The 14,070-nt window shown below is 64.5% G+C and carries 17 protein-coding genes; 15 read left to right on the top strand and 2 right to left on the bottom strand.

What is annotated here, in order from left to right; genetic code table 11:
- The first annotated feature begins 28 nt into the window (after positions 1 to 28).
- Positions 29 to 490, top strand: coding sequence for a MarR family winged helix-turn-helix transcriptional regulator (locus tag BOO69_RS03385; RefSeq protein WP_071970310.1), 462 nt, complete (start codon positions 29 to 31; stop codon positions 488 to 490).
- Positions 491 to 542: 52 nt separating this feature from the next.
- Here the strand turns inward: BOO69_RS03385 and BOO69_RS03390 are convergent, their stop codons facing one another.
- Positions 543 to 1,658, bottom strand: coding sequence for a Do family serine endopeptidase (locus BOO69_RS03390; protein ID WP_071970312.1), 1,116 nt, complete (start codon positions 1,656 to 1,658; stop codon positions 543 to 545).
- Between the two features lie 145 nt (positions 1,659 to 1,803).
- On the opposite strand from BOO69_RS03390, the gene BOO69_RS03395 reads away from it, so the two are divergent.
- The 7 genes from BOO69_RS03395 to BOO69_RS23320 all read left to right on the top strand — a co-directional run bounded on the left by BOO69_RS03395 (position 1,804) and on the right by BOO69_RS23320 (position 7,785).
- The gene (locus BOO69_RS03395; protein ID WP_071973614.1) at positions 1,804 to 2,475 is read left to right on the top strand and encodes a winged helix-turn-helix domain-containing protein; all 672 of its coding nucleotides are present in this window, start codon (positions 1,804 to 1,806) and stop codon (positions 2,473 to 2,475) included.
- Positions 2,472 to 3,827, top strand: coding sequence for a sensor histidine kinase (locus BOO69_RS03400; protein WP_071970314.1), 1,356 nt, complete (start codon positions 2,472 to 2,474; stop codon positions 3,825 to 3,827). The genes BOO69_RS03395 and BOO69_RS03400 overlap by 4 nt, the downstream gene beginning before the upstream one ends.
- Before the next feature lie 94 nt (positions 3,828 to 3,921).
- Positions 3,922 to 5,343 carry a cytochrome ubiquinol oxidase subunit I gene (locus BOO69_RS03405; protein ID WP_071970316.1) on the top strand — a complete coding sequence of 474 codons (1,422 nt, stop codon included), beginning with the start codon at positions 3,922 to 3,924 and terminating at the stop codon, positions 5,341 to 5,343.
- Position 5,344: 1 nt separating this feature from the next.
- Positions 5,345 to 6,352, top strand: a complete 1,008-nt coding sequence (gene cydB, locus BOO69_RS03410; protein WP_071970318.1) for a cytochrome d ubiquinol oxidase subunit II — start codon at positions 5,345 to 5,347, stop codon at positions 6,350 to 6,352.
- A complete protein-coding gene (locus BOO69_RS03415; protein ID WP_071970321.1) occupies positions 6,352 to 6,462 on the top strand; it encodes a DUF2474 domain-containing protein in 111 nt (36 codons plus the stop codon). Before cydB ends, BOO69_RS03415 begins: the two co-directional genes overlap by 1 nt.
- Positions 6,463 to 6,526: 64 nt before the next feature.
- Positions 6,527 to 7,498, top strand: coding sequence for an NADPH:quinone oxidoreductase family protein (locus BOO69_RS03420; protein ID WP_071970323.1), 972 nt, complete (start codon positions 6,527 to 6,529; stop codon positions 7,496 to 7,498).
- Between the two features lie 83 nt (positions 7,499 to 7,581).
- Positions 7,582 to 7,785 carry a hypothetical protein gene (locus tag BOO69_RS23320; protein WP_216637006.1) on the top strand — a complete coding sequence of 68 codons (204 nt, stop codon included), beginning with the start codon at positions 7,582 to 7,584 and terminating at the stop codon, positions 7,783 to 7,785.
- 13 nt (positions 7,786 to 7,798) lie between these two features.
- On the opposite strand, the gene BOO69_RS03425 is transcribed toward BOO69_RS23320, so the two are convergent.
- Positions 7,799 to 8,779, bottom strand: a complete 981-nt coding sequence (locus BOO69_RS03425; protein ID WP_071970325.1) for a DMT family transporter — start codon at positions 8,777 to 8,779, stop codon at positions 7,799 to 7,801.
- A gap of 101 nt (positions 8,780 to 8,880) precedes the next feature.
- Here BOO69_RS03425 and BOO69_RS03430 point away from each other — a divergent pair, with 101 nt between their 5' ends.
- From BOO69_RS03430 to BOO69_RS03455, 7 genes are all read left to right on the top strand, one after another.
- Complete coding sequence (locus tag BOO69_RS03430) at positions 8,881 to 9,390, top strand: CoxG family protein (RefSeq protein WP_071970327.1); 510 nt, start codon at positions 8,881 to 8,883, stop codon at positions 9,388 to 9,390.
- A 61-nt stretch (positions 9,391 to 9,451) separates the two neighbouring features.
- Entirely contained in the window at positions 9,452 to 10,381 is a 930-nt protein-coding gene (locus BOO69_RS03435) for an ABC transporter ATP-binding protein (protein WP_071970329.1), read from the top strand.
- Complete coding sequence (locus tag BOO69_RS03440; RefSeq protein ID WP_071970331.1) at positions 10,378 to 11,139, top strand: ABC transporter permease; 762 nt, start codon at positions 10,378 to 10,380, stop codon at positions 11,137 to 11,139. The genes BOO69_RS03435 and BOO69_RS03440 overlap by 4 nt, the downstream gene beginning before the upstream one ends.
- 49 nt (positions 11,140 to 11,188) lie before the next feature.
- Positions 11,189 to 11,986 (top strand): S49 family peptidase, encoded by a 798-nt coding sequence (locus tag BOO69_RS03445; protein WP_071970333.1) that lies wholly within the window; start codon positions 11,189 to 11,191, stop codon positions 11,984 to 11,986.
- A complete protein-coding gene (locus BOO69_RS23190) occupies positions 11,987 to 12,151 on the top strand; it encodes a hypothetical protein (protein WP_172839491.1) in 165 nt (54 codons plus the stop codon). It abuts the gene before it with no gap.
- A gap of 2 nt (positions 12,152 to 12,153) precedes the next feature.
- Positions 12,154 to 13,101: a calcium/sodium antiporter gene (locus BOO69_RS03450; RefSeq protein WP_172839564.1), complete on the top strand. Its 948-nt coding sequence runs from the start codon at positions 12,154 to 12,156 to the stop codon at positions 13,099 to 13,101.
- A gap of 16 nt (positions 13,102 to 13,117) precedes the next feature.
- Complete coding sequence (locus BOO69_RS03455) at positions 13,118 to 13,897, top strand: SDR family oxidoreductase (protein WP_071973616.1); 780 nt, start codon at positions 13,118 to 13,120, stop codon at positions 13,895 to 13,897.
- Positions 13,898 to 14,070: the final 173 nt, after the last annotated feature.

Here is a 14,070-nt window from a genome sequence, read left to right on the forward strand (position 1 = left end):
TGTAACTAACAACGGGATAAATTGCAAAATGCCGGAAAAAGACGGGGCCGGACACCGAGAGACGGGGGAGGATTTCGACCTGCGGGGGTTCCTGCCGTACTTGCTGAACATGGCTGCGGAAGAATCCAGCGCGAGCTTTCAGCAGTATTACAAGGGCAGATACGGGATGTTACGCACGGAATGGCGGGTGCTGTTCCACCTCGGGCGCTATGGCGCGATGACGGCCAAGGAAATCTGCGACCGCGCCCGGATGCACAAGACCAAGGTCAGCCGTGCGGTGGCGGCGCTGCAGGCCAAGCGATTCCTGACGCGCAGCCCCCGGGAGGACGACAGGCGCCACGAAACGCTGGCGCTCACATCGCAGGGCAGGCTTGCCTATGCCGATCTCGCCGCTCAGGGGAAGCAGTTCGACCGGGCCCTGATGGCCGATTTTTCGGAAGAGGAGGCCCGGCTGCTGCGGCAGGCGCTGGTCAGGATCGCCAGGCTCTAGGGGATGTGACCCCGGCGGCAACGGGGGGTGCGCCGCCGGGGTCCTGCGCGGGTCAAGCCGGCTTGGGATCCAGCTTGCCCACGGTCACGTCGAGGGTGACTTCCTCACCCTTGCGCAACACGGTGACCTTCGCCTGCTGTTCCGGCTCGGTCGTGGCGACGGCGCGGGTCAGATCGCGCAGATCCTCCACGCTGGTTTCGCCGAAGGACATGATGATGTCGCCTTTCTGCAGACCGGCCTTCGCAGCGGGGCTGTCGTCGCTCACCGCTTCGATCACGGCACCCTTGGGGGTGTCGTAGCCCAGCACGTTCGCGACCTCTTCGGTCATCGGGCGGATGTTCACGCCCAGCCAGCCGCGTGCCACGGTGCCGTCGTCCGCAAGGTCGGCCACGACGGTCTGCACGAGATCCGCGGGCACGGCAAAGCCGATGCCGACGGAGCCGCCGTCGGGCGAGATGATGGCGGTGTTCACGCCGATGACCTGCCCGTCGTTGTTGAACAGCGGCCCGCCCGAGTTGCCGCGGTTGATGGCCGCGTCGGTCTGGATGAAGTCATCGAAGGGGCCGGAGCGGATATCGCGGGACAGCGCAGAGATGATGCCCGAGGTCACAGTGCCACCGAGGCCGAAGGGGTTGCCGACAGCGACGACCTCGTCGCCCACGCGCAGCCCGTCCGTCGTGCCGAAGCTGACGAAGGGCAGGTCCACGTCCGCCTCGATCTTGAGCAGGGCCACATCGGTCATCGGGTCGCTGCCGACCACCTTGGCTTCGAAGCTGCGGTCGTCGGCCATCTTGACGGTCACGGTGTCGGCGCCGGCGACCACGTGGTGGTTGGTGACGATCTGGCCATCGGAAGAGATGATGAAGCCCGATCCCACGCCCTGACGCGGTCCCTGCTGTCCGGGCATTCCCGGCATGCCGTCCTCGAAGAAGCGGCGCAGTTGCGGCGGGATGTTCTGCGGCAACGCCGGCGCGACATCGTTCTTGGCCTCGGAGGTGACTTCGATGAAGACCACCGCCGGCGAGACCTGTTCGACAAGGTCGGCATAGCCGCCGGCAGGGACGGCGTAGGCCGCGCCGGGTGCGACGGTCAGCGCGGAGGTGGCGAGCAAGGCCGCGGTCAGCGCCGCTGCGGCACCGTTGCGGGAGTGTTTCAAGATGGATTGCATCGGGGATACCTCGATTGTTGTGTTACCGCCCCCATATGACGGGCAGTTCTTACAGCCGCGTGGGCGGTGCTATACAAATTTGTAACGGGGCATGCGGGCCCTTATTCTCTATGCGGGGGGCTTGCAGCGCGCGAGCGAGGACGAGATGAAAATCCTGGTCATAGAAGACGATGCGACGACCGGCGGCTACATCGCCAAGGGCCTGCGCGAGGAAGGCCATGCGGTGGATCTGATCGCGGACGGCCGCGAGGGGCTGATCGCGGCGACCGGCGGTGGGCACGAGGTGGTGATCCTCGACAGGATGCTGCCGCAGGTGGACGGGCTGACGGTGCTGAAAACCCTGCGCGGCGCCGGATCGACGGTGCCGGTGCTGCTGCTGACCGCGATGGGCGACGTCGAGGACCGGATCGAAGGGTTGCGGGCAGGGGCCGACGACTATCTCGCGAAACCCTTCGTTTTCGGTGAATTGTCGGCACGTGTGGCGGCCCTCTCGCGCAGGCCGCAGGCCATCGACGCCGAGACGGTGCTGCGCGCCGGCGATCTCGAGATGAACCTGATCGCCCGGACCGTGACACGGGCCGGTCAGGAGATCGACCTCCTGCCGCGCGAGTTCGCGCTGCTGGAACACCTGCTGCGCCGCAAGGGCCGGGTGCAGACCCGGACCATGCTGCTGGAGGCGGTCTGGGACATCGGCTTCGACCCCGGCACCAACGTGGTCGAAACCCATATCAGCCGTTTGCGCGCCAAGGTGGATCGTCCTTTCGACGCGGAGCTGATCCAGACCGTGCGCGGCGCGGGCTACCGGATCGCGGCATGACAACCGGGCTGGCGCAGTTCTGGCGGTCGATGCCGCTGCGGCTGGCGCTGCTGCTGGTCGCGCTTTTTACGGCCGTCAGCCTGCTGAGCCTCGCGGCCAGCTACGGCTTCACCCAGCGGTCGTTCGAACAGGCGATGCGCGCGGACCTGCGGCAGGATCTGGCGGGGTTCCGTGCCGCGCCCAACGCCCGCGCGGTGGCGGCGCTGGTGGAGGCCGAAAGCCGCGAGACGGACCCGAACCGCATGGTGCTGAGCTATGCCGCACCCTCGGGGCGGATCTACGGCAACGGGGCCATCGCGCGGGACGAGGCGGGGTTTCACATCGTCTCGCTTGGCCGAAACCGCGCCGACTACGAAGGCGCCTACCTGTCACTGACGGACAGGCTTTATGGCGGTGTCATCACCATCGCGCGCAGCCGGGCCGAGATCGAGGCGCTGGGCGATGTGTTTCGCAACATTCTCCTGATCAGCCTAATGCCCACGGCGCTGATCGCGCTGTCGGGTGGGCTGGTGCTTGCGCGCCGGTCCAAACGTCACGTCGAGGTGGTGGGAAGCGCGCTGGACCGGATGACGCGGGGAGATCTGGGCGCGAGGGTCGACGTGGGGCCGCGCTGGTCAGACGATCTGGCGCAGATCGGCGGCAAGCTGAACCAGATGGCCACGGCGCAGGAGGCCTCGGTGACGGCGCTCAAGCAGGTGTCGTCGGACATTGCCCATGATCTCAAGACACCGCTGCAACGCGTCGCGCTGCGGCTGGAAGACCTGGAAGGCAAGGTCGAACCCGGCAGCGAGGAGGGCGATCTGGTGGCGCGCACCCGCGCCGAGGTGGCCGAGATGGGACATGTGTTTCAGGCGCTCTTGCAGCTTCCCCAGGTCGAGGCGGGCGCGGCCCGCGCCCGCTTTGCCCCGGTCGATCTGGTCCAGGTCTGCCGAACGATGATCGAGGTCCACGAGCCGAGCGCGGAGGAGTCAGGCCACGATCTCGTCCTCGAGGCAGAGGGCGATGTGCCGCTGGTGCCCGGCGACCGGGCGCTTCTGGGGCAGATGGTGTCCAACCTGATCGAGAACGCGCTGCGACACACCCCGCCGGGCGGCCGGATCGTACTGCACCTTTCACTGCAGGGGGACGACCGCGTCTCGCTCAGGGTGACCGATACCGGGCCCGGCATCCCGGCGGCCGAGCGCGAGAAGGTGCTGGACCGGCTTTATCGTCTGGACCGCAGCCGCAACACGCCCGGCAACGGGCTCGGGCTGAGCCTCGTCGCGGCGGTTGCGCAACTGCACGGCGCGGACCTCGTGCTGGGCGACAATGATCCCGGGCTTACGGTCGACCTGACGTTTCGGAAGAATTAGGGTGCAAAAGAAGGTCCCGGCTGCGGCGAAATGTGACGCTGTACTCGCCGGTCAATGGTCCTATGTCGGGGGCAGTTGATAGAAAGGTCAGGCCATGTTGGACGGATACTCCGCAGAGATACTCGCCCGGGTGCAGTTCGCCTTCACCATTTCCTTCCACATCATCTTTCCGGCGTTCTCGATCGGGTTGGCCAGTTTCCTCGCGGTGCTGAACGCGCGTTGGCTGTGGACGCGCGACGAGACATTCCTGATTTTGTTCAACTACTGGGTCAAGATCTTTGCCATCGCCTTCGGCATGGGGGTCGTTTCGGGCATCGTCATGTCCTACCAGTTCGGCACCAACTGGGCCGTGTTCTCGGACAAGGCCGGGCCGGTGATCGGGCCGCTCATGGCCTACGAGGTGCTGACGGCGTTCTTCCTAGAGGCGGGTTTCCTTGGCATCATGCTGTTCGGCCGCGAGCGGGTCGGCGAGACCCTTCATATGCTGGCGACCGGCATGGTCGCCTTCGGCACGCTGATCTCGGCCACCTGGATCCTGTCGGTCAACTCCTGGATGCAGACGCCCGCAGGGTTCAGCATGAACGAGCTGGGCCAGTTCATTCCCGAGGACTGGTGGCAGATCGTCTTCAATCCATCCTTCCCCTACCGGCTGACGCACATGGTGCTCGCGGCCTTTTTGACCACGGCGCTCGTGGTGGGCGCGGTGGGCGCGCTGCATCTGCTGCGTGACCGCAAGGACGCCCCGGCACGGCGCATGTTTTCCATGGCGATGTGGATGCTGGTTCTTGTCACCCCCTTGCAGATCGCGGCGGGCGACTTTCACGGGATCAATACCCTCGAACACCAGCCCGCCAAGGTGATGGCGATGGAGGGGCACTTCGACAGTCACCCTGACGGTGCGCCGCTGATCCTGTTCGGGCTCCCCAACCAGGCGGAAAAGCGGGTGGACTATGCGGTGGAGATCCCCAAGCTGAGTTCGCTGATCCTCAAGCACGACCTGAACGCGCCGCTCGCCGGGCTCGATACCATCCCGGACGAGGACGAGCCGCCGGTGGCCATCGTCTTCTTCTCCTTCCGGGTTATGGTCGGCCTCGGTTTATTGATGCTCGGTCTGGGTGTCTGGGGGCTGATCGCGCGGGCGCGAGGTCGGTTGTTCGACGCGCCCATGCTCTGGCGCGCGTCGATGGTGATGGGGCCGATGGGGTTCGTCGCCGTGTTGGCGGGCTGGATCACGACCGAGGTGGGCCGCCAGCCCTTTACCGTCTACGGGCTGCTGCGGACATCCGACAGTCTTTCGCCGGTGGCAGCCCCGGCGGTGGCGGCCTCGCTCATCGCGTTCATCATCGTCTACTTCTTCGTGTTCGGGGCCGGGACCTACTATATCCTGCGCCTGATGAACAAGCCGATCAAGCCGGTCAGCGACGCGCCGATGACGGACGAAGGACCGACCCGTACCGCCGGGACCACCCCGGCGGCGCAGGTCCAGGAAAAACATGAAGACAAGGGGATGACGTGACATGCTGGGATTGGAACTGTCCTTCATCTGGGCCGGCATCATCGCCTTCGCGGTGCTGGTCTATGTCATCCTCGACGGTTTCGACCTTGGGGTGGGGTTGCTCTTTCCGCTGACCAAGGACGAGAAGGAGCGCAATGTGATGATGAATTCCGTAGCACCCATCTGGGACGGCAACGAAACCTGGCTGGTCCTGGGCGGCGGCGGGCTCTTCGCGGTGTTCCCGCTGGCCTACGCCGTGGTGATGCCCGCGCTTTACATGCCGATCATCCTGATGCTGCTGGGCCTGGTGTTCCGTGGCGTCGCGTTCGAATATCGCTGGCGGACCAAGCGCTGGAAGGGCACATGGGATATCGCCTTCTTCGGCGGCTCGCTGCTGGCCTCGCTCTGCCAGGGGATCGCGCTGGGGGCGCTGGTGCAGGGGATCGAGGTCGAAAATCGCGCCTATTCGGGCGGATGGTGGGACTGGCTCACGCCGTTCTCGCTCCTGACCGGGCTGGCGGTGACGGTGGGGTATGCGATGCTCGGCGCGACCTGGCTGAACATGAAGTTGGAGGGCCGTATCCAGGCCCACATGCGGCGGCTGGCATGGCCCTTCGGCATGGCGACCGTCGGGTTCATGGCGGCGGTCAGCCTGTGGACGCCGTTCCTTGACAGTGTCTATTTCGAACGCTGGTTCGTCTTTCCCGCGATGGCGTTCAGCTTTGTCGTGCCGGTGCTCGTGGCGCTGTGCGTCCTGGGGTTGTTCCGAGGGTTGCAGCAGCACCGGGACGTGCAGCCGTTCCTCTGCGCGCTGAGCCTCTTCGTCCTCGGCTTCATCGGCATCGGGATCAGTTTCTATCCCTACATCGTGCCGCATGAACTGAAGATCGTGGATGCGGCGGCCCCCGACAGCTCACTCTGGTTCACCCTGGTGGGGACGATGGTGCTGATCCCGATGATCCTGACCTACACCGCCTATGCCTACTGGGTCTTCCGGGGCAAGATCGACCCGGAAGAGGGGTACCATTGATGCCGCCCTGGATGCGCAAGCTAGGCTGGTTCGTCCTGTTGTGGGCGCTCAGCATCGCGGCGCTGGGTGTTGTTGCCTACGGCATCCGGTCGGTGATCTACGCTGGCTGAGCCGCGCGGCCTTGCCTTTCGCGTCTCCGGCTGGTGAAACCATCGCAAATCGAAAGGAACCCCGATGCGCGCCATGCAAGTAACCGCCTACGACGAACCCCTCAGCCTTCAGGAGCTGGAGTTGCCTGTCCCCGGTCCGGGTGAAGTGCTGGTCAGGGTGGAAACCTGCGGCATGAATTTCGGCGATACGCTGATGATCAAGGGAACCTATCAGGAAAAGCCGCCGCTGCCCTTTACCATGGGCATGGAACTGGCCGGCCGCATCGAGGGATTGGGCGACGGGGTCGAGGGCCTGGCGAAGGACCAGCGCATCGCGGCCTACACGGGGCATGGCGGACTGGCGGAATACGCCGTGCTGCCCGCCGACGTCTGCGTGCCGATCCCCGACGAGATGAGCGCGGTTGACGCGGCGGCCTTCCTGATCGCCTACGGCACAAGCCACGTTGCGCTGGACTACAAGGCGGGTCTGAAACCCGGCGAGCGCCTGCTGGTGCTTGGCGCCTCGGGCGGCGTGGGGCTGACGGCGGTGGAACTGGGCACGCTGATGGGCGCGGAGGTCATCGCCTGTGCCCGTGGCAAGGACAAGCTGGAGATCTGCCGCAAGCTGGGCGCCGATCACCTGGTCGATTCCGAAAGCGACGACATCCGCGCGGCGGTCAAGGCGCTTGGCGGGGCCGATGTGGTCTATGACCCGATCGGTGGCGACCAGTTCAAGGCGGCGATGCGCGCCTGCAACCCCGAGGCCCGGCTGTTGCCGCTGGGTTTCGCAAGCGGAGAGGTGCCGCAAATTCCGGCGAACATCCTGCTGGTCAAGAACCTGACGGTCCTCGGCCTGTACTGGGGCGGCTACGCGCGGATCAAACCCAGCGTGCTGACCGACAGTTTCCGCACTCTTTTCGACTGGTATGTCGAAGGAAGGATCAGGCCGCATGTCAGCAACGTGCTGCCGCTGGAACAGGCGAACGAGGCACTGGACCTGCTGCGGACCCGCAAGGCGACGGGCAAGGTGGTGGTACAGGTGTCGGAGGCGGAGTAGCCGTTTTCTTTGAAGAAAACGGTCCGGAATTTTCGAAAATTCCGGTCTGGTCGGGAATTTCACCTCATGCCACTCATGAAAACATGACACCCAGCGATATCATCCTTCTCTCGATCCCGCCTCTGGTGATTGCGCTGATCGTCTGGGCAAGGGTGCGCGCAAGTCGGCGCAAGAGCCTCCTGCCTCCACCTGTGCACGCGCCTCACAGCCCCGATCCGGGCTATGACCGCACTGAAATGGCCCGAAGCGCGATGCAGGGCCACGCAGAGGGCGGTACATCGAGATAGGTTGTCGCTGACCTCAGTACCGCCGGGTGGTCGGGCGGCTGACCGTCGAGCGCGCTTTCTGCCGCTCGCGCAGGAACACGAACAACCCCGAGCCGAGGATCAGGGCGATGCCGATCCAGACCTCCCAGGCGGGCAGGTCGCCGAAGATCACGACGCCCCAGAACACCGCCAGCGGCAGGCCGAGGTATTCGAAGGGTGCCACCGTCGCCGCATCGGCCATCCGGTACGCGGCGCTCAGGCAATAGCCGATCACCGCCGCGTTCAATCCCATGCCGACAAACACCCAGCCGTCGCCCGGCGCAGGCCAGACCCAGGCGCGCAGCAGGAACTGCATGGAGGCCGAGCTGCTCTCGTCCACGAAGCGCCCGTCGCCCGCGACCACGAAAAACCCCAGCGACACCACGATGAAGACCGTCTGGATGTAGACCGACAATGCCGATGCCTTGCTCTTGACCCCCAGCCTGCGGGTCATCAGCTGGTTCAGGGCGTAGGTCAGCGCGGCGAGGACCGGCAGCAACAGGACCAGCCGCGAGACCTCCAGGGTCTCTGTCCCCGCCCAGGGCCGCTGCATGATGACGACGCCGACGAAACCGATGGTGACGGCGCCCAGCCGCAGGGGGCCGACCTTTTCGCCCAGGATCGGGATCGACAGCAGGGTGATGAACAGCGGCGCGGCAAAGAACAGTGCCGTCGCATCCGCCAGCGGGATCGCCCCCAGCGCCACGAAGAAGGTCATGTTCGCGATGACCACCAGCGCGCCGCGCAGCAGGTGCAGGCCGGGCCGATCGGTCTTGAGAATGCGCCAGCCGCCTTCGATTTGGACCAGCACGAGGCTGAACAGGATGCCGATGGCGGACCGGACGAAGACCAGTTCATGCAGCGGATAGCCTCCGGAGAGCCGCTTGATCAGCATGTCGTTGACCGAAATCGCAAGAATCCCCGCCACGACGAAAGCGATGGCGGGGCCGGCACGATTCTGCATTAGGGTGGTCATGGCAATGACCTACCAGTCCAGCCTGCGCTGTCCAGAGCGTTTGCCGCTGGAAAGTCCGCACAGTTTGACTATCCTGACGCCGAATAACCCGGAGGACTCCAATGCAGATGTCAGACACCCGCCAGATTGCGGCGCCCCCGTCAGAGGTTTACGCGGCCCTGCTGGACCCCGAGGTGCTCAAGGCCTGCGTGCCCGGCGCGACCGAGGTGACGGGATCGGTGGAGGACGGCTACGAGGCGACCGTGGTGCAGAAGGTCGGCCCCGTGAAGGCGACCTTCAAGGGACAGGTCACGATCACCGACCTTGTGCCCAACGAGTCGATGAAGATCGATGGCGCGGGCAAGGGCGGCGCCGCGGGTTTCGCCAAGGGGGGCGCGGACGTCCGCCTTGCCGAGAAGGACGGCGGCACTGAGCTCAGCTACGACGTGGAAGCCAAGGTGGGCGGCAAGCTCGCTCAGTTGGGCAGCCGGATCATCGACGGCTTCGCCAAGAAGATGGCGGACCAGTTTTTCGACAACCTTCAGGAAACGCTGGAGGGGCCGGCGGAAGATGCGGAAAACAACGACGATACCCCGAAGAAGAAGGGATGGTTCGGACGGTCGAAGGACTGAACGGAACTGTTTACTTTGTGAGCCCGCCGACTACCTTCGCGCGGGATGAAGGGGGCTTTGCATGCCGAATATCGTAGAAATCACCGACCTGCGCAAATCCTACAAGGGCGGGTTCCAGGCGCTGAAAGGCGTCAACCTCGGGATAGAGGAGGGCGAAATCCTCGCCCTTCTGGGCCCGAACGGCGCGGGAAAGACGACGCTCATCTCGACCGTCTGCGGCATCACGATGCCGACGAGCGGGACGGTCACGGTGGGCGGTCATGACATTCTGACCGACTACCGCGCGGCGCGGTCGATGATCGGGCTGGTGCCGCAGGAGATCAACCTCGAACCGTTCGAGAAGGTCATCAACACCGTGCGTTTCTCGCGCGGGCTCTTCGGCAAGTCGCCCAATGACGCCAACATCGAGAAGGTGCTGCGCCAGCTGTCCCTGTGGGACAAGAAAGACAACCAGATCAGGGAGTTGTCGGGCGGGATGAAGCGCCGTGTGCTGATTGCCAAGGCGCTCGCGCACGATCCGCGCGTTCTGTTCCTGGACGAGCCGACCGCGGGCGTGGACGTGGAGTTGCGCAAGGACATGTGGGAGATCGTCGCCAGCCTGAAGGCCGATGGCGTGACCATCATCCTGACGACCCACTACATCGAGGAAGCGGAAGCGATTGCCGACCGGGTCGGCGTCATCGCCCACGGCGAGCTGCTGCTGGTGGAGGAGAAGGCGACGCTGATGACCCGGATGGGCCAGAAGGAACTGGAAGTGCAGTTGACCGAACCGCTGACCGATGTGCCCGAGGGGCTGCGCTCGGACGCCCTGAAGCTGTCGGAGGACGGTAACGCGCTGATCTACACCTACGATACCAACGCCGAGCGGACCGGGATCACCAAGCTGCTGGCCGACGTTTCAGCCGAGGGGCTGGTATTGCGGGACGTGGTCACGCGCCAATCGAGCCTGGAAGACATCTTCGTCAACCTCGTCAAGGAGGATGCGGCATGAACTGGATGGCTGTCCGTTCGATCTACCTGTTCGAGATGGCGCGGTTCTTCCGCACCATCGCGCAAAGCTTTCTCGCGCCGGTGATTTCCACCTCTCTCTACTTCGTGGTCTTCGGCGCCGCCATCGGCAGCAGGATCGACGAGGTCGAGGGCGTTGGATACGGCGCCTTCATCGTGCCGGGGCTGATCATGCTCACGGTCATCACGCAGTCGATCTCGAACGCATCTTTCGGGATATACTTCCCCAAGTTCATCGGCACCTTCTTCGAACTGCTCTCTGCACCGATCAGCTTTCTTGAAATCGTCATGGGCTACGTCGGTGCCGCCGCGACGAAGGCGCTCATCATTGGCTTCATCATCCTGCTGACCGCCTTCTTCTTCGTCGATTTCAGCATCGCGCATCCGCTGGCGATGGTGGCGTTCCTGCTGCTGACGACCATCAGTTTCGCGCTTTTCGGTTTCATCCTTGGAATCTGGGCGGGCAACTTCGAACAGTTGCAGATCGTTCCGCTGCTCATCGTCACCCCGCTGGTGTTTCTCGGCGGATCCTTCTACTCCATCTCGATGCTGCCGCCCTTCTGGCAAACGGTGTCGATGTTCAACCCGGTGGTCTACCTCATCTCGGGGTTCCGCTGGGCGTTCTACGACAAGGCGGACGTGCCGATCGTCACCAGCCTGCTGGCAATCGGGCTGTTCACGGCGATCTGCCTCGGCGTGATCTGGTGGATCTTCCGGACCGGGTGGCGCATTCGCCAATAAACCGGGGGCACTCCTTGTTTGGCCTGCGCCGGCGTTCTACATGGGGTCCATGAACAAGTACCTGCCCTTCGTCAAATCCGGTCCGACAGTTGCCGTCATCCGGCTTTCAGGCATCATCAGCACGTCGGGCCGGGGCGTGTTGAACGATGCGACCCTCGGGCCGGTCATCGAAAAGGCGTTCAGCCGGGGCAAGCCCGATGCGGTCGCGCTCGAAGTCAACTCGCCGGGCGGGAGCCCGGTGCAGTCGTCCCTCATCGGGGCGCGCATCCGCAGGCTGGCCGAAGAGAAGAAGATCCCCGTGATCGCCTTTGTGGAGGATGTCGCCGCTTCGGGCGGCTATTGGCTGGCCACGGCGGCGGACGAGATCTATGCCGATCCGTCGTCGATCCTCGGGTCCATCGGGGTGATCTCGGCCTCATTCGGCGCGCATGAGTTCATCAACAAGCACGGCGTCGAACGGCGGGTCTACACCGCCGGCGAGTCAAAGAGCATGCTGGACCCGTTCCGCCCCGAAGACCCCGAGGATGTCGCACGCCTGAAAGGCCTGCTCGAGGACATTCACGGCAATTTCAAGGAACATGTGACCGACCGGCGCGCGGGCAAGCTGGCCAGCGACCGTGACCTGTTCACCGGCGAGATATGGCTGGCCAGACGCGCCACCGAACTGGGCCTGATCGACGGCATCGGCCACCTGCGCCCGATGATGAAGGACCGCTTTGGCGACAAGGTGAAGTTCCGCCGTTACGGCGCCCGCAAGGGGCTGTTGTCGCGGTTCGGCGCGCGGGTCGTGGAGGACCTGGCCCATGGCATCGAAGAACGCGCGGCCTTTGCGCGGTTTGGGCTCTGAATGGTTTTCAAGATCGTCCTTCTTTTCTTGGTCTTCATGGGCCTGATGGCATGGTTCGGCAAGATGCACTGGATCGGCGGCAAGCGCCTGCGCCAGACGAAATGTGACGGCTGCGGACGCTACCGGATCGGCAAGGGCCCCTGTGGCTGCGGGGGCAATCGCTGATGCTGATGCCGTGGTTGCTGTCCATTCTGGGCCTCGTGATCCTCCTGCTGGCCGGCGATGCGCTGGTGAAGGGGGCCGTGAACCTGTCGCTGCGGCTGGGCGTGCCCGCCCTGATCGTGAGCCTGACCATCGTGGCGTTCGGCACCTCGGCGCCGGAACTGCTCATTTCGATCAAGGCGGTGCTGGACAACGCCCCGGGCATCGCGCTGGGCAACGTGGTCGGGTCGAACACGGCGAACATCTTGCTGGTTTTGGGCATTCCGGCCCTGCTGGCGACGATGCACACCTCCGAATGCGATACACGCAAGACCTTCAACTTCATGATCGCGGCCTCGGTCTTGTTCATCGGGCTTGCCTCCAGGGGGGTGTTCGACTGGCTGGCGGGGCTGGTGCTGCTGGGCGGTCTTGCCTACGTGCTGTTCGACCAGTTCAGCGAGGCCCGCAATCATCGCAATGCCTGCCGTGGTGACGACGCGGAAGAACCCGAAGGCGCCGACCCGGACATGCCCGGCTGGCAGATCGGGCTGTTCCTTCTGCTGGGCCTGATCGGTCTGCCGCTGGGTGCGAGCCTGCTCGTGGAAAACGCGACGATCATCGCGACCGCCTATGGCGTGAGCGACACGGTGATCGGCCTTACCCTCGTGGCTGTCGGCACCTCGCTTCCGGAACTCGCGACGACGGTGATGGCGGCGCTGCGCCGACAGGCGGACGTGGCGCTGGGCAACGTGATCGGTTCGAACATGTTCAACCTTCTGGCGATCATCGGCATCGCCAGCCTCGTCGGACCCATCGGTGTCGATCCGGAATTCCTGCGGTTCGACCTCTGGGTGATGCTGGGCGCGTCGTTGCTGCTGATCCCCTTCGTCCACCTGGGCCGAGATATCACGCGGGTTTGGGGCATCGTGCTGTCCGCCCTATATGCGCTGTATCTGGTTCTGGTGCTGATGTGAGGAGACGGCAATGGTGATGAAGCGGGCCTTGGTGACCGGCGCGGGCAAACGACTGGGCCGCGCGATGGCGCTCTACCTGGCGGAGCGTGGCCACGACGTGGCCGTGCACTATGCCAGTTCCGCCGATGCCGCGGAGGAAGTGGTGGCCGAGATCGGGCGCATGGGACGCCGGGCGGTGGCACTGCAGGCTGACCTGCTGGACCTCGACGCCACAGAGGCGCTGCTGCCCCGTGCGGCCGAGGCGCTGGGCGGGCCGGTGACCTGTCTGGTGAACAATGCATCCATCTTCGATCACGACACCGTCGCATCGGCCACCCGCGACAGCTGGGACCGTCACATCGGCAGCAACCTGCGCGCACCTTTCGTGCTGACCCAGGCGATGGCTGCGCAGGGGCTCGAACCCGAAGAGGACGAGAACGGAGAGCCGCGCGCGACGGGTCTGATCGTGAACATGATCGACCAGCGGGTGCGCAAGCTGACGCCCGAGTTCATGACCTACACCATCGCCAAGATGGGGCTGTGGGCGATGACGCGGACCACCGCACAGGCGCTGGCGCCCGCGATCCGGGTCAACGGCATCGGTCCGGGGCCGACACTGAAAGGCGCCCGCCAGAGCGAGGACCACTTCGCCGAACAGCGCGCCAGCACCCTGCTGGAGCGTGGTGCGAATCGCGAGGACATCACCGCCGCGCTGGGCTATTTCCTCAATTCTCCGGCCGTGACCGGGCAGCTCTTGTGCATCGATGGCGGCCAGCACCTTGTCTGGCAGACCCGCGATATCATCGGCGTGGAATAGCCGACGGTTCGAAGTTCTGCACCGCGCCGCAAAGCTGTTACAAAACCGTTTCAAAAGTCCTTTGATTTCAACGGATTGCTCAATGCTCATAAAATTTATAAGCGATATCAATGCCTTGATAATGCGCTTAAAATTTGTGCAAACTAACGAACTGGCGCGGATTCAAGGAAAAT

Source organism: Sulfitobacter alexandrii (assembly GCF_001886735.1).
Taxonomy (GTDB): Bacteria; Pseudomonadota; Alphaproteobacteria; order Rhodobacterales; family Rhodobacteraceae; genus Sulfitobacter; species Sulfitobacter alexandrii.